Origin of the sequence: Leptolyngbya sp. CCNP1308, from assembly GCF_034932455.1 — a bacterium.
Taxonomy (GTDB): Bacteria; Cyanobacteriota; Cyanobacteriia; order Phormidesmidales; family Phormidesmidaceae; genus Nodosilinea.
Window position 1 is genome coordinate 32685 of record NZ_JAYGIH010000039.1, and the last position, 20624, is coordinate 53308.

The window sequence follows — 20624 nt, forward strand, 5'->3', positions numbered from 1 at the left end:
TGGTTTTTGTTGAAGACGGTCTTGGGCAGCACCTACTTCACGACTGCACGCACTCTTTACGCAGATAAATGTGCCGTTGCTAGGGAGATTTCTAAAAAAGAAGATTCCCGCTTTGTCCAACGACTGTTGCCACTGTAGGGTGGGCACTGCCCACCGTTCACCCATTGCTTGACCGGAGAGATGGAGTTAAGGCTTAAGCGGGAAGGGGGCGATCGCAGCCGCAGATCCCAGGGTTCTGCAGTGGACTAGGGCATTGGCAATAAACTTAGGAAAGAACCCTGGGATTTGGCCCTAGCCTATTGGTTTTGGGCGCAAGGGAATGGTGGGCAGTACCCACCCTACGGGTGCCTGAAATTCGGAACCCACCCCGCTCTGCGGGCACCCCTCCTAGGAGGGGAAGACTCCGCAAATCCCCTCTTGGGAGGGGTAGGGGTGGGTCAGACTATGCCATAACCCACCCCCAGTACATTCGCCTTAGCGTTATGCACCCTACAGCGGATCTATGCCGTCACTAGCTCGGGCTCGGGCTCGGCGATATCTACCGCATTGGCTTCGCGGAACATGTGGTTAGCCCACTGCTGCACGTCGTAGCGGGTGATCGCTTTGTGCATGTTGGCCATGCGCCGCTTTTGCTCATCCAGGGGCATGTTCAAAGCGAAGTCGATGGACTCGTCCATGTTCTTGTCGGAGTAGGGGTTGGTGAGCACCGCGTCGGGCAGCTCCACCGCTGAGCCAGTAAACTCCGACAGCACCAGCACGCCGTTTTCACCGCCGTGGGCGGCGATATATTCTTTCGCCACCAGGTTAAGGCCGTCGCGCAGGGGTGGAATCCAGGCGATGTCGGCGGTTTTGTACAGGGCCATCAAGTCATCAAAGGGGATCGGCTCAGTGAAGAGCTGAATGGCATTCCAGGTGAGGGTGGAATATTTGCCGTTGATCTGGCCAACCAGCTGCTCAATCTCGCTCTGGGCGGTTTTGTAGACCCGCATGCCAGCGGCAGCTTTCACGGCGGTCATGATCAAGTTCACCTTGCCGCGCAGCTCGGGGCGACGCTCTAGCAGGCGCTCGAAGCAGAGCAGCATTTCTTTAGCGCCCTTCACATAGTCAACCCGGCCCGCCGAGACAATGATTTTGTTGTCGCCAAGATCGTCGCGGATCTTGGCGACGCGCTGCTGCACCGAGGGCTTGTTGACCATCTCGTGGATGTAGCCGGGGTTGGTGCCGACGGGGAAAGCATCGACATTGACCATGCGGCCTTTGTACTCAAGCCGGGTGGTCATGTCGGGTTCGGCCAGGGCGGTACCGAAGGGGGTAAAGGCTTCGGGCACGGGCTTGCGCTCGACCAGCTTGACATCGCGCAGGCTGCGGGCGGCGGAGACAAAGTTCTCGACGTAGCGGGGAATGTGGAAGCCGCACAGGTCGCAGCACAACAGGCTGTCGATGATCGCCTCGCGCCAGTGCAGAATGTTGAACACATCGGCGGCGGGGAAGGGGGTGTGGTGGAAGAAGGCGATCTTTACATTGGGCATTTTTTGCCGAATGTAGAAGGGCGTCAGCCACAGGTTGTAGTCGTGAATCCAGATCAGGGCGTCATCGGCGGCCTCTTCGCAGGCTGCTTCGGCGAACAACTTGTTGATGTGCTGAAAGTTTTCCCAGTCGGAGCTTTCGTAGGTGAAGTGCTCGGGAAAGGAGTGGAGGATGGGCCAGATCGCCTCTTTGGCGGTGATGTAGTAAAAATCTTTGACCCGCTCGGCGGTGAGGGGAATGCGGCGGATGACGGCGCGATCGCTCCAGCCTTCCATGGTTACTCGGTCATCGAAGCTCTCTTGCTTATCTTCGGCGACCTGTTTCCAGGCGACCCAGGTGCTGCTGTCGGCATTGGCAAAAAAGCTTTTTAGGGTCGGCACAATGCCGTTGGGGCTTTTTTTCTCGCGATAGACGGTTTTGCCGTTTTCAACGACTTCGTCGTAGGGCTCGCGGTGATAGAGAATAACTAAAGAAGATTTCATTATGGCTTGTTGCTCCTGGCTAATGCGCGGGACGGCTGCTGTGCAAACTCCAACACGGATTGTTACATTACGTAGCAATTCTATGTATATAGAGCTACGCTGGCATCTACCTAGGGGTATATCCCTATGTCTATAGATAGAGACCATGACTGGATTCTATGATCTTTGTGAGTATTACCCAAGGTGTTGGGGCTTGACAAAGCCACAGAAGAGCTGATTTTGAAGCGAGGTTCAAACGCTGCCCATCCCACCAGGTTCCCGTTGCTAAAGGGTTTTGGGGGTTGGCTTGCCCCCACGGCAAGAGCGCACGGAGCGGCGGAATAAAGTTTTTTAGCTCACCTAGGAGACACCCACAGGGCAGAGGGGCTTGGTAGGCTAGATCTACTGCCGCTTCTAGCTTTTTGCCCCATGCAAGTTCTCTCTGCTCAACCAGCTGATCCAGCCACCGCACCAGCGCCGTCGCCCGGCCAAACCGTGGTGCTAAATGTCAGCGGCATGAAGTGCGCCGGGTGCGTGCGGGCTGTCGAAACTCGCCTGGCCCAGGTCGATGGGGTGCGATCGGCCACAGTCAACCTGGTGACGGAAGTAGCGGTGGTCGAGACCCAAACCGGATCCGTTACTACTGAAGAACTGGTGGCGCAAGTCTCCCAAGCGGGCTTTACCGCTACTCCCCGCACCAGCAATGGCAATGGCGACGACCTCACCGCCTGGGTCGAAGCCAAGCGAGCCGAGCAGCAGCAGCAGGGGCGGCGGCTGGGGGTAGCGATCGCCCTCCTCATCCTTTCCACCATTGGCCATTTGAACCACTTCGGCTGGCTGACCATCCCGGTGCTTAGCGACCTCTGGTTTCACGCCGTTTTGGCCACAGTGACGCTGGCGTTTCCGGCCAGAGAAATTCTGGTCGATGGCTGGGCCGGTATGCGGCGGCTGGCCCCCAACATGAATACCCTGGTGGCCCTGGGCAGCGTTAGTGCCTACCTGGCTAGCGTGGTGGCGCTGGTGTTCCCCGGTCTGGGCTGGGAGTGCTTTTTTGAAGAGCCGGTGATGCTGCTGGCATTTATTTTGCTGGGCCGCACCCTGGAGCAGCGGGCGCGGTACCAGGCGGCGGATGCGCTGCGATCGCTGGTCGAACTCCAGCCCGCTGTAGCCCGGCTGATCTCTAACCCCGCCACCGCTGGAGCCGCCCAAACCGGCGTCGAGGTGCCCGCCCGCTGCGTGCAGGTGGGGGAATGGGTGCAGGTGCTGCCCGGCGAAAAAATTTCTGCCGACGGCACGGTAGTCTCGGGCCAGAGCACGGTGGATGAGTCGATGCTGACCGGCGAATCGATGCCGGTGCTGAAGCAGCCCGGCGATGGCGTAACGGCGGGGACTGTTAATCAGAGTGGGGCGATCGCCCTACAAGTCACGGGCACCGGCCAAAACACCGTGCTGGCCCAAATGATTCGCCTAGTCGAGACCGCCCAGAGCCGCAAGGCCCCCATCCAGCGGCTGGCCGACCTGATCTCGGGCTACTTCACCTACGGGGTGATGTCTCTAGCGACGCTCACCTTCCTGTTTTGGTACTTCATTGGGCTGCACCACTGGCCCCAGGTAATGCACTCGGCCCTAGGCATGGCTCACATGGGCCACACCATGACCTACACCTCTTCGACCCTGCTGGTGAGTTTGAAGCTGGCGATCGCGGTGATGGTCGTCGCCTGCCCCTGCGCCTTGGGCCTGGCTACCCCCACCGCCATTCTGGTCGGCTCTGGCCTAGGGGCCGAGCGCGGCCTGCTGATTCGCGGCGGCGACAGCCTCGAAACCATCCACCACCTCGATACGGTGGTGTTCGACAAAACCGGCACCCTCACCGTGGGTCAGCCCCAGGTGACAGAGATCCACGTCCTTGCCGAGGGTCTGAGCGAGGCCGATATTATGCAGCTTGCCGCCACCGTTGAGAGCGGCACCCGCCACCCCCTGGCCAAGGCAATCCACCAAGCAGCAACAGCGCGCGAATTGGATCTGCTACCAGCGGACGAGTTTGATACGCAACCCGGCCTCGGTGTTGCCGCTCAAATCAACTGGCAGGGCACCGTGCAGCCCTGCGCCCTGGGCAACCAACAGTGGATGACTCAGCGAGAGATGATGCTGGATGCCGATGTGCAAGACCGGGCGAAGTCGCTGGCGGAAGCAGGACAGACGGTGGTGTATGTGGCGCTGGGGGATGCGGTAGTGGGGCTGGTGGCGATCGCCGATCAACTCCGGTCCGATGCCGCCGCTGTGATTGATTCTCTGCAACAACAAGGGCTTCAGGTGCGGCTGCTGACGGGCGATCGAAAGGAGGTGGCAGGGGCGATCGCGGCCCAGCTCAACCTCAACCCCGACCAAGTCACCGCCGAAGTCTCCCCCCAGGGCAAAGTCGATGCGATTCGCCAGCTCCAGGCCGAGGGGCACACTGTAGCGCTGATGGGCGACGGGATTAATGATGCACCTGCGATCGCCCAGGCCGATGTCGGCATCAGCCTCCACTCCGGCACCGACATCGCCATGGAAACCGCCGATGTAATTCTCATGGGCGACCAACTCTCGGGCCTGCTCGAAACCCTGACCCTCAGCCGCGCCACGTTTAACAAAATTCGCCAAAACCTGGCCTGGGCCTTTGCCTACAACCTGGTGGCAATTCCCCTCGCTGCTGGCGTACTGCTACCCACCGCCGGAGTCAGCCTCAGCCCCGCCGCCGCAGGCGGCATGATGGCATTTAGCTCGGTGGCAGTAGTCGTTAATTCTTTGTTGTTACGTCGCTGATCTGCGAATGCGTTATCAACCAGGGGATATAAAAGCGATTTAGCAAGCAGAACTGAGCCCAGGGGATATTAGTGGCGCAGAACTCTAACCAATCATCTTTACAACAACAAATGGATGAGGTAAAAGATCTTTTAATCATGAGTCGAATGGATTGGCCTAGCGATGAAGAAGTGGATAAAGACTGGGCATTGTATCTGATATAAAGTTGTCAGCATCAAAACTGAAGCTGGGCAGGCCCAAAAAGCTAAAACCCGTGACTTACAAAGCTTTCGAACGCTGGGCCATATTCATCCTCCTAGTCGGTTGATATCACTGTTTTAGTAATGTTCTTTTGGCAAGAAACTACTTATGCGTCGTCTAGGCATTTCTTCTATTAGCCGAGTTTTTGCAGCATTTGCATTGTTAATATGCTTCTACAGCTTTTTTATTTCACCTGAAACTGAAGTCAAAACTCAAGCTATATACTGGTTTTGCGTAGCGCTTGTTTCATCAGTAATTCCATATTTTGAAGAAGTCGTAACCTATGTAAAAAGTATTAAGCTTGGCGATATTGAGATTGCACTAAAAGAAGTCAAAAGGGAAATTCAAAGAGTTGATGACAAAGTAGAGAAATTAGATAATAAGCTGTTGGCTTCATTGGGCCAAGTTCGCCAAAATGAGGCATCTCTATCGCAGGAGGCTCGTGAAAATCGACAGAAAATTTACGATGAATCTGCTCAAGTGCTTGCACTGTTACCTCCCGAGAGCAAGATAAGTTTGCAGAAGCGACTTACTTTGAATCACCTGAATGAAATAGGTATTGATGTACAAACACTAAAAGAAATACTTGGAAAAATTGGTTACTATCAAGGATCGATAGATACATTATTTACTCCTGAGTTAGTGCAAGCAATCGAGAAATTTCAGTCTGAACATACACCAGGGGTGCCTGATGGAATAGTTGGGCCGATCACACTCTCCAAGATTGCAGAGCTTCACTCCTGAAGAGTTTGATAAAGGCTGAATTATTTGCTTTAGGCTTGCCACAAGTAATGCCTGACAGCCAACTGGGGTGAACTACGGTGCAACTCGGTGCGCAGTTCTTCTTACGCAATCTGCCACAGAGCAGGTGGAGTGACAGGGAAAGTAGGGGAGTGGGGATCAGGCTAAGGCGTTGTCAATAAAGGCTTGCCAGGTGGGGTTGGGCTGCCAGATGCGGTGGAGATCGGCGATCGCAACGGTAGGGTCAACCCCCAGGCGGAGCACCCGGTAGAGATAGACGAAGGCCGAGACGCGCATGTTGAGGGCGCAGTGGACGAAGACCTTAAAGTCGCGATTCCTGTCCATCACCTTAAAAAAGATTTCCAGATCTGCCAAGGTTGGGGCTTCCCACACCACCGGAATGTGAAAGTGGGTCATCCCCAGACTTTTGACCAGCTCCGCCTCGTTGGAGATGGCGTGGTCAGAGGTGGACAGAGCCAGATTCACGACGACCGTATAGCCCGCTTCGGCCACGGTCTTAAACTGCTCGGCGGTGGGCTGCCCGGCTGTGCCCAGGTTGGGTGAAATGGCCAGGTAGCTGCGAATGGCCTGCAAAGAATCAGCGGTCATAGCCAAATCCCCCGGTACGATTCAGTACGATAGAGAAAACCTACCCTGGAGACTTTAACCCATGGTTATGGTGGAATCTACCATGCTGCCCCTAGGCACCGCTGCCCCCCACTTTGAGCTAACTGATGTGGTTAGCGGCAAGACCATTAACCTCGGCACCTTTGCCGATGCGCGGGCGCTGCTGGTGATGTTTATTTGCCGCCACTGCCCTTTCGTCAAGCATGTAGAGCAAGAGCTAGCCCGCCTGGGCAAAGACTACGGCCCCCAGGGCGTGGGCATTGTCGCCATCAGCGCCAACAGTCTAAAAACTCATCCCCAAGACGGCCCCGAGCACCTCAAGGCCCAGGCCCAGGATGTGGGTTTCACCTTCCCCTACTGTTTTGACGAAACCCAGGACGTAGCCAAGGCCTACACCGCCGCCTGCACCCCCGATTTCTTTCTGTTTGACGAGGCCAAAACCCTGGCCTACCGAGGCCAGCTCGACGACAGCCGACCGGGCAACAGCCTGCCTGTGACCGGCCAAGATCTGCGGGCCGCGCTAGATGCCGTATTGGCCGCCGAGGCTATGCCCGGCCACCAAAAACCCAGCATTGGCTGCAACATCAAGTGGACGCCGGGCAATGAGCCCGACTACTTTGGCTAGGGCGATCGCCCCGTTTCACCCCATCCCACCGCCGCGAAACGTCACAGAGTACGAAGAAAATCTGGATTCGCTGAGCCGTCGATCTAAGCTGCAAACACGGATTTAGCGATTCATCCAGAAGTCGCGCCAGAAGCGCGATCGCCCCGTCTGTAGAAATCATGAGTCGATTGCGCCGATTTTTCAAACTCTGTCTGCTGGGCCTGATGGTCGTGGGGCTACTCCAGGCGAGCGGCTGTGGCGCGACCGTCTCTGAGCAACCTACACGGCTCACCATCGGCCTGGTGAGCTACGACGACGGCGCTAGCTCCCTCGAAAAGTATCAGCGCTTTCAGACCTACTTGGCCGAGCAGCTCAAGGCCGTGGTGGAGCTAGAGCCCGTGTTTAACGAGATTCGCGCGGTGGAGCAAATTCGGGCCGCCAAGTGGTCGCTGGTGTTTGCCCCTTCGGGCCTGGCGGCGATCGCCATTGCCGAGGCCAACTATCTGCCCATTTTCCCGATGCTGGGTACCCCCAACCAGCGAGCGGTGCTGGTGGTGCGCAGCGACAGCCCCTACCAAGCGCTGGGCGATCTGGCCAACCAGGCGATCGCCCTGGGGGAAGCGGGGTCGGCCACCGGCTACTATCTGCCCCTGTACGACCTCTACGGCCTCACCCTGAAGCAAATTGAGTTTGCCCCCACTTCCGCCACCGCCCTAGCGTGGATCGCCGAGGATCGCGTCGCCGCTGGGGCCATGTCAGAGGACGACTTTCAGCAGCATCGCAGCGGCTTTGAGGAGGGTACTTTTCGCATTCTGCACGCCAGCCGCGCCATCCCCGCCGGGGCCGTCCTAATAAGTCCCACCGTCGATCGCAATCAGCAGCAGTACATCGAGCAGGCCATGCAGAATGCCCCCTCTAGCATGACCGCCGATGCGGGCTACAGCCCCAACAGCAATCCCCCCGACCTCACCCAGCTGATCGCCCTGGTCGAGAAAGTGCGCCCGCTCGAATCTCGGATCAAAGAGCAGCCCGCCGTGCTCACCCTCGCCCCGCCCTAGGGCCGCCCATAACTGGGATTGACCACCGCGATCGTGAGCTGCGAGACCACTAATCGCTGACCCGTAAGATAGAATCACCTTAAAAGCGGCTGGCCCTGGTTGCGGCAGCGCTTGGCTGGCTGTGGGGTGCGATCGCGATTATTTCCAGGACATTGGGGTGCTGACGACGGCATCATGCATCATCTCAGGCACGGTCAGAAAGCGGCCACCGCCGAGGTGAAGTTTACGATAGTTAACGGGGAAACATCACCTGCGCTAACTTTTTAATGTTTCTAGCCACCCTTGGAGCTGACTCGTGTGACCCACGGACATCGCACCCTAGCCGCGATTATGCTGACCGATGCGGTGGGCTTTAGCGCCCGCATGTCGGTACATGAAGAACTCACCCTGGCTCAACTTCAGCGCGACCAAGAGCTGATGGAAAAGCTCTGCGAGCAGTTTGAAGGCAAGGTGTTGAAATCGACCGGCGACGGCCTGCTGATGTATTTCGTCAGTGCGGTGCAGGCGGTGAGCTGCGGGCTAGAAATTCAAAAAGAGCTGGCCAAACTCAACGGTGGTGACGGCGGCAATCTGGCTCTACTGCACCGCATTGGCATTCACTTGGGCGATGTATTTTTTAGCCAGTCGGATGTGATGGGCAATGGGGTCAACATTGCCGCTCGTCTGCAAACGGAGGCCCACCCCAGCGGGCTGTGCATTTCTAAGATTGTCTATGACGTGGTCAAGGCGAGGCTCGATTTAGACGTTACCTACGCGGGGCCGCTTCAGCTCAGAAATATTCAAGACCTGGTGCCGGCCTACCATGTCAACGTCTTACCCCAGCCGGCGGCGGTGAGCCCCTCGGCCCCCCCGGTGGATGAGCCGGAGCCTGGCCTAGAGGCCCCCGGCGAGGGTCGCCATGTGGCCCCCGGCGATCGGATTGGCGGTCGCTATGTGGTGCAGCGGGTGCTGGGGCAGGGCGGGTTTGGTCGCTCTTACCTGGTGGAAGATGCCCAGCGGTTTGGGGAAGCCTGCGTGCTAAAGGAGTTTTTCCCGACCAAAAAGTCGGGGAGCAATCTGCAAAAGGCGCTGGACCTGTTTAAGCGCGAAGCCAAGACGCTGTACCAGCTCGACCATCCCCAGGTGCCGAAGTTTTTGGCCTGCTTTACCCAGCGCAGCCGCCTATTTATTGTGCAGGAATACATCGATGGGGTGCCCTACTCGCAGCTGATTAAGCAGCGCCGCCAGCAAAATAGCCAGTTTTCTGAGGCGGAGGTAGTGCAGTGGCTGATGCAGATGCTGCAAGTGCTCGACTATCTGCACGGGCTCAGCATTGTGCACCGCGATATCTCGCCCGACAACATTATGTATTGCCGCGATCGCAGCCTGCCGGTGCTAATCGACTTTGGCCTGGTCAGCGACGCCATTAGCACCCTGCTCTCTGACCAGGTCACCGCTGCCGACGAGGCCCAACCCGCCACCATGGTGGGCAAATTTGGCTACTCGCCGCCCGAACAAATTCACCTGGGCCAGTGCTACCCCTCCAGCGACCTTTACGCCCTGGGGGTGACAGCCATTGTGCTGCTCACCGGCCGCTACCCCCGCGACCTCATCGACCGAGAGTCGCTAGAGTGGCGCTGGCAAATCTACGCCCGCGTCAGCCCAGAGCTAGAGGCCATTCTGACCCAGCTAGTACAGCAAAAGCCCAAGGCCCGGTTTCAGAATGCCGCCGAAGTCATGGAGCGCCTGACTCAGCTCAGCGCCGCCAGCGAAACCCCGATCTCGCCCCTGGGGGCAGAGCCCGCCTGGGCACCAGCGCTCAACCCGCCCGCCCCGCTGACCCACGCCAGCTCAAAAATCGCCCGCTCAGAGCTGCAAAACCCCTCGTTTATAGAAACCTGCCGCCAGGAGCTGGCCCGCTGCATTGGCCCCATGGCCAGCGTCATCGTCGAAGACATGATCGATCAGCATCCCCAGGCTACCCCAGAAGAGTTTGTCGAGATTTTGGCGGGCCAGCTGTCGAACGGGCGGCAGGCCACCGACTTTGTGAGTCGCATTCAGGTCGCCGTAGACGACAGTGCCTCTAGCCTGGGGGCAGTCTCTTCGGAGGATGAACCGACAGCGCTCGACCCGGTATCTGATGCTCAAATGCCCGCCGAGCGCCTCAGCCCAGAGTTTCTCAGCCGCTGTCGCCAAAGCCTGACCCGCTGCGTTGGCCCAATGGCCAACTACCTGATAGACGACGCCCTGGCCGATTTTCCTACCCTCTCCCCCCAGGAGTTGGTGCTGCGCCTGGCAACCGAAATTCCTGACCCCAAAAAGGCCAATGACTTTCGCCAGCAGATGCAGTAGGGGGCGCAGTCCGACATCAATCTGTCACCGATGACCAATGAGACGTCGCTGTACCCAAGGAATGGACGTAACTGGACTCGAACCAGTGACCCCCACGATGTCAACGTGGAGGTCGAGACGACCAAAAGCCTTACCGTGAAAGCTTTTCAGAAAATTGTCATTGAGTTGAATACCCAAATCATACCCAATTTAATTTTTATAATTCTTAAAATTTTTGGCTTGGCTTCTTGTAGGCAGAGTCCTACACAAAGCTAGAAGTCTTACACTGCATAACATTCAACACTACAACATGCCTTGCATGTCATTTCTTGAACCCTACACAAGTCAAAAACCCTACACTGCTGTGGCTTTGCCAAGATCAACTTACTGGTGTAGTGACTGGCCCAGATTCGCTACCATAGGGGCAAATGTACTCCTCTCTTCACCATGCCTCGCTTGGATCAGCTTCACTGAATGATCTGCCAGATTTGCTAATGGCTGCGCGGGTGGGAGAAGTAGTGCGGCTGTAGGCTCAGGACATTGCCGCTGACCTCATTACCTACCGGGCCAGGAATACTAAGACAAAGCAGACCCGTAGCGTGATTGTGGCTCGCCTGTTGGCGGAGCTGCTGGAGGTGGCCGCCCTACCGCAGCAGATCTTGTTCCCTGGTCAGTCGAAACAGGGCTACATGAGCACTCGGGCCGTGGATAAGACGTTTTGCGGTTGGCCTGTGACTGTTTAGGGTTTAAGGGGGTGAGTACCCATAGTTTTAGGCGTTGGCAAAGCCTCACCGGAGGTACATTGCTGCTGGTGAGATGCATTAGCAGAGGCATTCCCTGAGGACGCTGCAGCAGATTACTCGCCATGCAGCTATTGGGAAATTGGTGAAGTAGATGAGGCGTTATGAGGGTTGTGAGACATGACTATTACATCTTTAGGATTTTGAGGTACCCCTAGAGCAGAACGTTGTGTTTATTAGGACATATGATTTTGGCATCGTTTAATTGACCAAGATTAGTTACCTATAGGAATTTCTAAAAATGAAAATTGCATTGAGAAGGGCTTGAGGTTTCGTTAGTCCTAGACTCTCAGGATTCTCAATAGAGCAATTGATCCAAGTAACTTTATGGGCCAATGAACGATGTTTCACCTTAGGACTTGAGGAGTACTAAGCAGGAAGAAAACCATACCTCCCAACATTCTCATTCTTTGTGAAGTGTGTTAAGTGTACCCTGCCTCTAAGGTCTATTGGTGGGTCTTCATTTTCTATGATGATGGCCTGACTATCAAAAAGGTTCATCGCTAAGTACTCATAGAAGCGCGCCTTCAAATCTGATTCAGCCAAAGCCGAGTCTTCTTCGCTCTCTGGCTCGCGGTAAGCTAAGAGCGGCGAGTCAAGTACGACAAAGCCAGGATGAGGTAAATCTTCCTGACGGCAAAACTCCATAAGGCCGATTATCATCGCTGCATGAGTAATTGCCCGCACTCCTTTGCCACTACTAGAACGTAGTTGACCATTAATGACAAGATCCTTCTTAGACATATCAAAGTGAACCCTTTCAGCGCCTGGGAATCCCCACAATTGGAGTAATTGTTGAACAACCTGGGCATACTCATCAAGAACTGATGTAGCTACATCAACTGAATTTCTTTCAGGCTCGGGCTCGGGCTCTGTTGAAGCTTCACTAACAAGGACATCTTTCCTTTTTCTGTGCTCTTCTAAATCTTCAAACCTCCTTAGGACAAGTCGGTAATCTAACACTCGACTAGCTAATTCTCCAATGTTAGTCTGCAAGTCACCCAGTGGCGCAGTAATTCTCTCTATCACTTGATTCAATTCTTGATATTCTGGAACAAGAGCGTTTTGTTGAGTGCGTAGAACATCTAACTCAGTCTCTAACTCCGATGCTGTTTGCTCAAGCTCAGAGGAAAGTTTCTGAACCTTTGCGATTTCACCCCTTGCAGCGACAACAGTTGCCTCAATATTCCCATCGCACTCGGTGCTTAGATGCTGTTCGTTTGGCGGTGTTCCACACAGAGGACACGGAGTTATATTCAAGTCTATAAGAAATGATCCTGATTCTTCTATAGAAGCAAGTCGCTCAAGATCACTCTGATAATGTTGCTGAAGAAGCCCAAAACGGGATAACTGTCCCTCAATCATTTGGATACTATCGGTTAATCTTTGTATCTGGCTTAGAATTTCGTTCCGCCTCGTAATCCGCTCTCCAAGCTGTTCTCTTACCTGAGCGATACGATTCTCGTTAGCTTGCATTTCTTGACTAAGCCGAGCTATCTGATCCTCTGCTTCAATGCGATTTACCCCAACTTCCCGTAAACCAGAATGCAATTCTGCAATTAGCTCATCAAGAAGCTCTAATTTCGCTTCAAGACTTTGCTTTGCAGCAGAAACTTCTCTCTGCCTCTGCTCCTGAGCAATTTGGGCACTATCATCAACGCCAGTTAGAAGCAACCTAAATGCAGAGTACTCGGCTGTTGCAGTCGTATATTGTCCTGACAGGATTGGAGAACTGCTTCTAATAATTTCTTCTTCTTTAACAAGAAGAAAACGGACAAGATTTCTTATAGTAAAACTCTGTAATTCTTGACGCTTATTTTTGATAACACTTTTGCCCTCAAGGCCAACTAACGAAAGAAAAAATGATGAAAGATTATTCTGATTATTTGCGGAGTATTTTGCCTGTAGAACTGTGCCTTCATGATCAGGTTCTTCCTCTAGCCAGCTTCCATCAAACTTGACAAAGCTGCCCCCTTTAACACCTCGCTGAATAGTAAACAGAATATCATTTGAAGCTTCAAGAAGAAGCCTCACACGATCATATGCAACTCGCTCCTGAATGTCTCTTAGATTTCCACCACTGCCAAGAAGATAATCAATACTCTCAACAATAAATGACTTGCCCGTATTTGAAGCTCCAAACACGATATTAAGTCCCGGCTCAAACTCCACAGTTGCAGGAGCTTTTGTAGGACTGAGATAGGAAAGGCCTTTTATCTGAATGGGATTCCACATCATTATCTTCTATCAGTAACCCCCTCTGTAAGCTGAAACTGGCTTGCCCATCCTCCATGGTAGATACGCCGTTCTATATCCCGGATGTCTTCTGTTGAGACGTTCCCAAATGTGCTAATGACCCAGTTAGAACGTTTACGAAGCTTCAGAGTATACTCGGCCCCCAGCATGTCTAGAAAGGGGGCTGCAGCATCTGCGGCGACATAACTAAAGCCATCATGTTGTGCCAGCCGCTCTATTAAATCGCGACTTATCATTAGGAGGAGGCCACGTTCAATCAGCCCACGCCTTACTGCCAACTCTCCAGAACGCATAGGTATTGGAGCATGAAGACTCTCTGGTCCATCTACATCTCGTGAATGGACGGTTAAATAGTCGAAGAAAACCAAATACTGTAGATCCAAAGAGCGGGGAAACGCAGCGACAAGAATACTGAGCGATCGTACCCCTGACTCAAGTGGGCTATTGAACGGAGATGGCATAATAATGGTCACTCCTATTCGGCGATTTTTGGAACCCATGTCAATCGGTTATCATTAGCCAATTGGTGGCAGATCCCCTGTCGATCCTGAATCTGAACAACAGTTCTAAGCGGGTTTGCTGTAAGCGAAATCTGTGCTGCCTGTTTGAGAACTTCCCTCATTCGCGCTAGCCCGTCAGTATGATTGCTCTCGCATGTATCAATGACGCCATGAAACACTTCATTCTGCATGTGATCAAAAGTTCCCTCCGGGACATTGTCTCGAGCAAAATTCCTAAGCGATTCTGCACTAAAAAAATTTGTTCTTTGTCTTAATAGGTGGTCTCTAAGATATGGGGCAGAACTCGGAATATCGGCAACAGTATTGACTGTTGTTCTTAGATAATCACTATAGGCATCACATATCTTTCTTATATATCGGCTTTCCTGTTCAGCATGCTCATTAGGTGGTGGTGTGGGTAAAGGGCGAGGTCTAAGATGTCCGCCGAATCGAACTGCATGAAAAGGCGTTCGTTCATGGCCTTCTATAAGTTCCCGCACTGTTTTGTAAGAAAAAATAGAGAAATCGAATTGCTCAAACCATTCAAGAAACTCTCCTGTGAGCAGTATGCTGGCTGTCTTCGTAATTTCGCTCTTGCATTTAGAATCCCACTGCTCACGCAATCTACTCCTAAGCTCTTCTGGTTTATTCATTAAATTAGCAAGCGTAGTTCCAACACCACGAGGCGCAACAAAGTAATACTTCCGAGGAGGTAAGTACTCAGTTTTGAAAGAGTAGTAGATAACTTTCCCAAACTCAATCCACATCATGGCCGGAGATAGCGGCTTATCATAATGCTTGCATTGGTAATTGTCCCACTCTCCGTTCAATCCTGCATCACTCAGATATCCTGCTACATCAATCCCCATATCGCCTGCTCCTGAGTGACGACGAGTTAAGTGATAGAAATTATTTAATGAACCACACCACTCTTCAATAAATTCCTCCCATTCTTCAGCAGAAAACGTGGTGACTCTAACCTGTTTCGAAATAGGAACTCCGGTAACCACATAGTCGCTAGGTAGGGTTGTCGATGATGGCCGAGGTGCTACTGGCCTCATATCTTCATCAGTAATCAAAAGCCCTGCTACCTCGCTGAATGAATTGGTTTTTTGGACAATTCTAGTCTATCTCTAAAGATGCAGTCCAATTGAAGCGAAGCTATAGCTAGAGATGGGGCACATTACTTCTCTTTTTTCTTCAATGCGTCCTCAGTCATCCCACAAACACTAGTCTGTGATCGCACGCAAATGGCAGCCCTTGGACGCCCCTTAATGCCAGGATAGCCATACAGCTCTACCGAATGTACATGCTGTAAGCCCCGCGATAGGCTCAAAACCATTGCTTTGCAGGGCTTACAGAGATTCTGGGGTGTCGTCAACATGATGAGCCCCGGAGAGCCCCATCACTCCATATTGGGAGTTGTCGGGCTCTCTGCCTACACTTATTGCGAAGCTCCGCTAGAACCGGATAGAACGGATGGCTCTCGTTATGCTCCAGGTTCAGAGGTAGCGAAAGCTGAGAGATAATCTGCGGTTCTAACACCCACGGTTCCGGTGTCTCCATCCAAGTGACCAGGGCATTAGCCTCCATCCAGTTAGAGAGCGCTTGCTCCCCATCGGTAAAGGTGAGGCGTTTACCACTGCTACCCACTCGCCTTAGCTCAATGCCCAACTCATCGGCCAGCAGGCACCCCAGGGTAAGGCGCAGAGTAGAGCCAAAGGCATTGTTGTTGTAGTGCTGACGCACCCGCTCTTTCAACTGTTGGCGACTGGAGGAGGATTTACTAGGTGAAATACCCACATAAAGCAGAGTGGTTGCTTTTACTTGATGACAGCCCTCCGTTGGTACCCTAGGCGGCACCTTACGGAAGTACCAGGCATAGACCCCTGCCTTCCGTGGGACTGGGCAATTTCTAGCCAATACCTCCGGGCGGGAGCAGAGATGAGTGGGGTTGAGGATCGCTTCAAAAGTTGACTCATTCATGGGGTTGGGCATTTTTGCGACTAACCCTTGCAGAGTTCCCGACTGGTGGAGAGTGGGTACGGTCTTCCCTGATGCTAGCAGCCCGCTATGATAATCGCTCCTACTGCTGGTGCTACCTCCCCATCCTTACTTTGAGTCTGTAAGGTGAGTCCAATTGGCTAGTTGCCATCTGACACTACAGAGTTGACATCCTTTCGATGATGATCGACCAGAAATAAGCTGGAGTTCTACGAAACCCTTGATGGAAAAGCACTTTGAACTGCTTGAAGCAATCCAAAGCAACTACAAACTTCGGGACAAAGAGCCTGGTGCTCTGGAGAAAGCGATCGCAGCCTGCAATGAGCAAATTGAGATCGCCCCTGAAGTGGCCCAGTTGTTTCACCGGGAATTTAAAGAATTGAATCAGTTCGCAGTCGAGCAGGGTGAGCAGCTGTTACCAGAAACTGCCGCCGCGTTGCCGACTCATACAGGTTATACCCAACTCGCCATTATTCGTGAAAAGCAAGGGCGGCTAGCAGAGGCCATCTGCCTATGTTGTGAGGCCCAGGAGCAAGGGTGGGCAGGTGATTGGGAAAAACGGATAGCCCGGTATCAGAAGCAGCAAGCTCGGAATCCTTAGTGCTAAATCGTTTATAAAGACTTCTGCAACAGTCTGGGGCACCTTTGGCCCTTTGGCCTACAGTTGAGGCAACTCTATAGCAATCTTGGCTATGACAACTCCAGACACCCCAGGCGATAACCGCTCGGTACAGATTGGCGGCAGTGTGACCGGCAGCGCTGTGGTGACGGGCGACAGCAATACGGTTTCGGTACAGTTTCAGCAGGCATCGCTGCCAGCACCAGAAACGGTGGATATTCAGGCGGAGATTGAGGCGCTGAAAGACATCTTCGCAAGTCTGAACAACCCAACTATCACAGGCGCAGCTGAAGAGATGGCGCAGGAGGTGGCGAAGCCAGAACCGGATAAGGAGATCATTGCCGATGCTCTGGAAACCGGGCTGAAGCGCATTCAGAAGTTAGCGGATTTTGGGGATGTGATCGATAAGCTGCGGCCCCATATAGAAGCCACCGCTGGCTGGCTGGGGATGCATGGCCACAAGCTGCTGCCCCTGGTGGGGTTGGCGCTGTAGCAGAGAAATGGGCCTAATTGATAAATGACAGTAGAACAGGACGATAGCCAGAGGCTGGTGAGAGACCATCGCAGCATTCATATCGAAGAGAACGCTGTTGGCAGTGCGATCGTCTCTGGCGATGGCAACATCATAAATGTGATTCACCAGACCACTCAACAGCGGCAGGAGCCCGCTGCCGCCGATGCCCCGGTAAAGCTTGGCCTCAACCCCTACAAAGGGCTGGCGGCGTTTACAGAACAGGACGGCGATCGCTACTTTGGCCGCGAAGCCCAGGTGGAGCGGCTGTGGGAACGGTTTCAACGGCTGGTGGAGCAGTCGGCGGTGCCCCGCCTGTTGCCGATCCTGGGGCCATCGGGCTGTGGCAAATCCTCCCTGGCCAGAGCAGGGCTGATTCCGGCCCTGGCCCAACGGCCTGTGCTAGGGAAGGCCCAGCTGCGAGTGGCGGTGCTGATGCCCGGTAGCCATCCTCTGGAAGCGCTGGCGGGGGTGCTGGCCAAAGCCGCTACTCAAGACCCGCTACCCGTCACCAAAACGCGGGAATTTGCCACGGAACTAGGCCTGGTCAATAAGGAGGGGGTCTACGATGGCCTGCGCCGCATTGCCAGCCTGATTCCTCAGATCCACGATGCCCCCCTAGTGGTGCTGGTGGATCAGTTTGAGGAGGTCTATTCCCTCTGCAAAGACCTCGACGAACGCCAAGCTTTTATCGACAACCTGCTCGCTGCTGCCCAAGACCCCAGTAGCCATGTATCGGTGTTAATTACCCTGCGCAGCGACTTTCTGGGCGAAACCCAGCGCCACCCGACCCTCAGCCAGGTGATCGGCTCCGACCAGAGCGTGATTGTGCCACCGATGACGGCGGCGGAACTGCGAGAGGCGATCGCCCGCCCCGCCGAACAAGCAGACCATCTCCTGGATGCGGCCACCATTGACCTGCTAGTGCAGGACACCGAAGGCCGAGAGGGGGCGCTGCCGCTGTTGCAGTTTGCCCTCACCCGGATCTGGGAGGGGTTAGCGGAGGGGAAAGCCCCAGCAGAAACCTATCGCCAGATGGGCGGTGTGGGCGGTGCCCTGGCGGGGAAGGCCCAGAAAATCTATGACCAGCTTTTGCCCAAGGAGCAGGAAACCGCCCGTCGCATTTTCCTGGGCCTGGTGCAACTGGGGGAAGGCACCCGCGACACCCGCCGCCGCGCCCCGGTGGCGAGCCTGATCGCCAGCCAGGACAGTCCAGAGGCAGTGAAGCAAGTGCTGGCCCGGTTTTCCTCGTCGGGCGCGCGGTTGGTGACGTTGGCCAGTCAGGGGCATGAGGAAGTGGCGGAGGTGACCCACGAGGCGCTGTTTGGCCATTGGCAGTCGTTGAACGACTGGCTCGATAGCAGCCGGGATGACATCCGCTTTCAGCGGCGGTTGGAGGCGGCGGCGGACCATTGGCATGACCAGAGACGACCCGCAGGCTTACTGTGGCAGCCCCCCGACCTGAATTTACTTCGCACCTTTGTCAAAACCAGCGAAACTCATCTCAACCAACGCTGCCTCGACTTTTTCCACGCCTCTGACTGGGCTGAACGGCGACGACGGCGGTTGAAGCGTTTAGGAGTTACTGGCTTGGCAGTAGGCCTGGTTTTGACTACAGGCCTTAGCACCTTTGCCGGATACCAGGTACGGCGGGCCGAACTACGGCAAATCCAGATCTACACAGCCGAAGCCAGGGACCTAGCCGAGATCGACCCCCTAAGCAGTATGGTGAATGGCTTGGCGGCAATTAGCCTGGGCCACAATCCCCTAGTCAAGCTGCCTCACGTGTGGGAAGGCAGTCTGGTATCCGCTGCTGTTCTAGATTTGGGGAATCGGCATGCCCGATTTGATCGGGTAGTTGGAGACCATCAGTATTATCGGGTTAATTCGGTGGGGTTTAGCCCAGATGGGCAGACCCTCGTCAGTGGGAGTAGCGATGGCACGGTCCGACTATGGGATCGCTCAGGCCAGCTCATCGGGGAACCTTTCGTGGGCCATCAGACTCGTGTCACATCGGTGGGGTTTAGCCCAGATGGGCAGACCCTCGTCAGTGGGGGTAGCGATGGCACGGTACGACTGTGGAATCGCTCAGGTCAGTCCATCAGTGAGCCCTTCGTGGGGCACCAGGAATGGGTTAGTTCCGTGGGGTTTAGCCCCGACGGGCAGACCCTCGTCAGTGGGGGCTGGGATGGTACGGTGCGGCTGTGGGACCGGTCAGGCCAGCCCATCGGGGAGCCTTTCGTGGGCCATCAGGATGGGGTTAGTTCCGTGGGGTTTAGCCCAGATGGACAGACCCTCGTCAGTGGTGGCAGCGATGGCACGGTACGACTGTGGAACCGGTCAGGCCAGCCCATCGGAAAGCCCTTCATGGGCCATCAGGATGGGGTTAGTTCTGTGGGGTTCAGCCCCGATGGACAGAACCTCGTCAGTGGGGGCGATGATGGCACGGTGCGACTGTGGGACCCGTCAGGCCAGCCCATCGGGGAGCCCTTCATGGGCCATCAGAATTGGGTCTGGTCGGTGGGGTTTAGCCTCGATGGGCAGACCCTCGTCAGTGGGGGTAGCGATGGCACGGTGCGACTGTGGAACCGGTCAGGCCAGCCCATCGGGGAACCTTTCGTGGGCCATCAGGATGGGGTCAGATCGTTAGAGTTTAGCCCAGATGGACAGACCCTCGTCAGTGGTGGCAGGGATGGTACGGTACGGCTGTGGGACCGGTCAGGCCAGCCCATAGGGGAACCTTTCGTGGGTCATCAGGATGGGGTTAGTTCCGTGGGGTTTAGCCCAGATGGACAGACCCTCGTCAGTGGGGGAAACGATGGCATGGTACGACTGTGGGACCGGTCAGGCCAGCCTATCGGAGAGCCTTTCGTGGGTCATCAGGATGGGGTTAATTCCGTGAGGTTTAGCCCCGATGGGCAGACCCTCGTCAGTGGTGGCAGGGATGGCACGGCCCGGCTGTGGGACCGGTCAGGCCAGCCCATCGGAGAGCCTTTCGTGGGCCATCAGGATGGGGTTAGTTTAGTGGGGTTTAGCCCTGATAGGCAGACCATCATCAGAGGGGGGAACGATGGCACGGCATTACGTCTTCAAGATGAGGTCAATTCAGTGGGGTTTAGCCCAGATGGGCAGACTCTCGTCAGTGGGGGCTTGGATGGCACAGTGCGACTGTGGAACCGGTCAGGCCAGCCTGTTAGGAAGCCTTTCGTGGGCCATCAGAATTGGGTCGGATCGGTGGGGTTTAGCCCAAATGGGCAGACTCTCGTCAGTGGAGGCTGGGATGGCACGGTGCGGCTGTGGGACCCGTCAGGCCAGCCCATCGGGGAATCTTTCGTGGGCCATCAGGCTAGTGTCAGATCGGTGGAGTTTAGCCCAGATGGGCAGACTCTCGTCAGTGGGGGCGATGATGGCACGGTGCGACTGTGGCCAGTGTGGTTGGCGGAACAGGGCTGGGTGAGCTACACCTGTGATCGCATTCGACCTTACCTACTAGCCCGCAGTAGTGCAGATGAAACCGTGCGACTGGCACGGCGCACCTGTGAGCGGTTTGCTTGGCGGTAG

Annotated in this window: 15 protein-coding genes and 1 tRNA gene; 9 read left to right on the forward strand and 7 right to left on the reverse strand. The window is 55.0% G+C overall.

Translation table 11 applies throughout. The features are described 5' to 3' along the window. Positions 1-500: 500 nt before the first annotated feature. On the reverse strand, positions 501-2009 hold the full coding sequence (ggpS, locus tag VB780_RS12075; protein WP_323351405.1) for a glucosylglycerol-phosphate synthase: 1509 nt from the start codon (positions 2007-2009) through the stop codon (positions 501-503). A gap of 408 nt (positions 2010-2417) precedes the next feature. Between ggpS and VB780_RS12080 the strand changes: the two genes are divergently transcribed. Both VB780_RS12080 and VB780_RS12085 read left to right on the forward strand, forming a co-directional pair. Continuing rightward, positions 2418-4793 carry a heavy metal translocating P-type ATPase gene (locus VB780_RS12080; protein WP_323351406.1) on the forward strand — a complete coding sequence of 792 codons (2376 nt, stop codon included), beginning with the start codon at positions 2418-2420 and terminating at the stop codon, positions 4791-4793. Between the two features lie 348 nt (positions 4794-5141). Continuing rightward, entirely contained in the window at positions 5142-5777 is a 636-nt protein-coding gene (locus VB780_RS12085; protein WP_323351407.1) for a peptidoglycan-binding protein, read from the forward strand. 156 nt (positions 5778-5933) lie between these two features. On the opposite strand, the gene VB780_RS12090 is transcribed toward VB780_RS12085, so the two are convergent. Then, a complete protein-coding gene (locus tag VB780_RS12090) occupies positions 5934-6383 on the reverse strand; it encodes a protein tyrosine phosphatase family protein (RefSeq protein ID WP_323351408.1) in 450 nt (149 codons plus the stop codon). A 61-nt stretch (positions 6384-6444) separates the two neighbouring features. On the opposite strand from VB780_RS12090, the gene VB780_RS12095 reads away from it, so the two are divergent. The 3 genes from VB780_RS12095 to VB780_RS12105 all read left to right on the forward strand — a co-directional run bounded on the left by VB780_RS12095 (position 6445) and on the right by VB780_RS12105 (position 10394). After that, positions 6445-7026 (forward strand): thioredoxin family protein, encoded by a 582-nt coding sequence (locus tag VB780_RS12095; protein ID WP_323351409.1) that lies wholly within the window; start codon positions 6445-6447, stop codon positions 7024-7026. Between the two features lie 158 nt (positions 7027-7184). Then, the gene (locus VB780_RS12100; protein ID WP_323351410.1) at positions 7185-8063 is read left to right on the forward strand and encodes a phosphate/phosphite/phosphonate ABC transporter substrate-binding protein; all 879 of its coding nucleotides are present in this window, start codon (positions 7185-7187) and stop codon (positions 8061-8063) included. A gap of 297 nt (positions 8064-8360) precedes the next feature. After that, positions 8361-10394: a protein kinase domain-containing protein gene (locus VB780_RS12105; RefSeq protein ID WP_323351411.1), complete on the forward strand. Its 2034-nt coding sequence runs from the start codon at positions 8361-8363 to the stop codon at positions 10392-10394. A 62-nt stretch (positions 10395-10456) separates the two neighbouring features. Here VB780_RS12105 and VB780_RS12110 read toward each other — a convergent pair. Next, positions 10457-10528 (reverse strand) — tRNA-Val (locus VB780_RS12110). 444 nt (positions 10529-10972) lie between these two features. Here VB780_RS12110 and VB780_RS12115 point away from each other — a divergent pair. Continuing rightward, a complete protein-coding gene (locus VB780_RS12115) occupies positions 10973-11116 on the forward strand; it encodes a hypothetical protein (RefSeq protein ID WP_323351412.1) in 144 nt (47 codons plus the stop codon). A gap of 426 nt (positions 11117-11542) precedes the next feature. Here the strand turns inward: VB780_RS12115 and VB780_RS12120 are convergent, their stop codons facing one another. The 4 genes from VB780_RS12120 to VB780_RS31415 all read right to left on the reverse strand — a co-directional run bounded on the left by VB780_RS12120 (position 11543) and on the right by VB780_RS31415 (position 15927). Beyond that, the gene (locus VB780_RS12120; protein WP_323351413.1) at positions 11543-13408 is read right to left on the reverse strand and encodes a hypothetical protein; all 1866 of its coding nucleotides are present in this window, start codon (positions 13406-13408) and stop codon (positions 11543-11545) included. A 2-nt stretch (positions 13409-13410) separates the two neighbouring features. Continuing rightward, positions 13411-13929 carry an ABC-three component system middle component 2 gene (locus VB780_RS12125; protein ID WP_323351414.1) on the reverse strand — a complete coding sequence of 173 codons (519 nt, stop codon included), beginning with the start codon at positions 13927-13929 and terminating at the stop codon, positions 13411-13413. Further along, positions 13905-14939: an ABC-three component system protein gene (locus VB780_RS12130; protein WP_323351415.1), complete on the reverse strand. Its 1035-nt coding sequence runs from the start codon at positions 14937-14939 to the stop codon at positions 13905-13907. Before VB780_RS12130 ends, VB780_RS12125 begins: the two co-directional genes overlap by 25 nt. A gap of 367 nt (positions 14940-15306) precedes the next feature. Continuing rightward, the gene (locus VB780_RS31415) at positions 15307-15927 is read right to left on the reverse strand and encodes a GIY-YIG nuclease family protein (protein ID WP_416349228.1); all 621 of its coding nucleotides are present in this window, start codon (positions 15925-15927) and stop codon (positions 15307-15309) included. A gap of 229 nt (positions 15928-16156) precedes the next feature. Between VB780_RS31415 and VB780_RS12135 the strand changes: the two genes are divergently transcribed. The 3 genes from VB780_RS12135 to VB780_RS12145 all read left to right on the forward strand — a co-directional run bounded on the left by VB780_RS12135 (position 16157) and on the right by VB780_RS12145 (position 20624). Continuing rightward, positions 16157-16534, forward strand: coding sequence for a hypothetical protein (locus tag VB780_RS12135; protein WP_323351416.1), 378 nt, complete (start codon positions 16157-16159; stop codon positions 16532-16534). 91 nt (positions 16535-16625) lie between these two features. Next, a complete protein-coding gene (locus tag VB780_RS12140) occupies positions 16626-17045 on the forward strand; it encodes a hypothetical protein (RefSeq protein ID WP_323351417.1) in 420 nt (139 codons plus the stop codon). 24 nt (positions 17046-17069) lie between these two features. Continuing rightward, positions 17070-20624 (forward strand): AAA family ATPase, encoded by a 3555-nt coding sequence (locus VB780_RS12145; RefSeq protein WP_323351418.1) that lies wholly within the window; start codon positions 17070-17072, stop codon positions 20622-20624.

Coding starts and splice junctions, on each gene's coding strand:
- VB780_RS12090 (WP_323351408.1), bottom strand. CDS start 6,383: ATGACCGCTGATTCTTTGCAGGCCATTCGCAGCTACCTGGCCATTTCA.
- VB780_RS12125 (WP_323351414.1), bottom strand. CDS start 13,929: ATGGGTTCCAAAAATCGCCGAATAGGAGTGACCATTATTATGCCATCT.
- VB780_RS12145 (WP_323351418.1), top strand. CDS start 17,070: ATGACAGTAGAACAGGACGATAGCCAGAGGCTGGTGAGAGACCATCGC.
- VB780_RS12100 (WP_323351410.1), top strand. CDS start 7,185: ATGAGTCGATTGCGCCGATTTTTCAAACTCTGTCTGCTGGGCCTGATG.
- VB780_RS12085 (WP_323351407.1), top strand. CDS start 5,142: ATGCGTCGTCTAGGCATTTCTTCTATTAGCCGAGTTTTTGCAGCATTT.
- VB780_RS31415 (WP_416349228.1), bottom strand. CDS start 15,927: ATGCCCAACCCCATGAATGAGTCAACTTTTGAAGCGATCCTCAACCCC.
- VB780_RS12095 (WP_323351409.1), top strand. CDS start 6,445: ATGGTTATGGTGGAATCTACCATGCTGCCCCTAGGCACCGCTGCCCCC.
- VB780_RS12080 (WP_323351406.1), top strand. CDS start 2,418: ATGCAAGTTCTCTCTGCTCAACCAGCTGATCCAGCCACCGCACCAGCG.
- ggpS (WP_323351405.1), bottom strand. CDS start 2,009: ATGAAATCTTCTTTAGTTATTCTCTATCACCGCGAGCCCTACGACGAA.
- VB780_RS12135 (WP_323351416.1), top strand. CDS start 16,157: ATGGAAAAGCACTTTGAACTGCTTGAAGCAATCCAAAGCAACTACAAA.
- VB780_RS12140 (WP_323351417.1), top strand. CDS start 16,626: ATGACAACTCCAGACACCCCAGGCGATAACCGCTCGGTACAGATTGGC.
- VB780_RS12120 (WP_323351413.1), bottom strand. CDS start 13,408: ATGTGGAATCCCATTCAGATAAAAGGCCTTTCCTATCTCAGTCCTACA.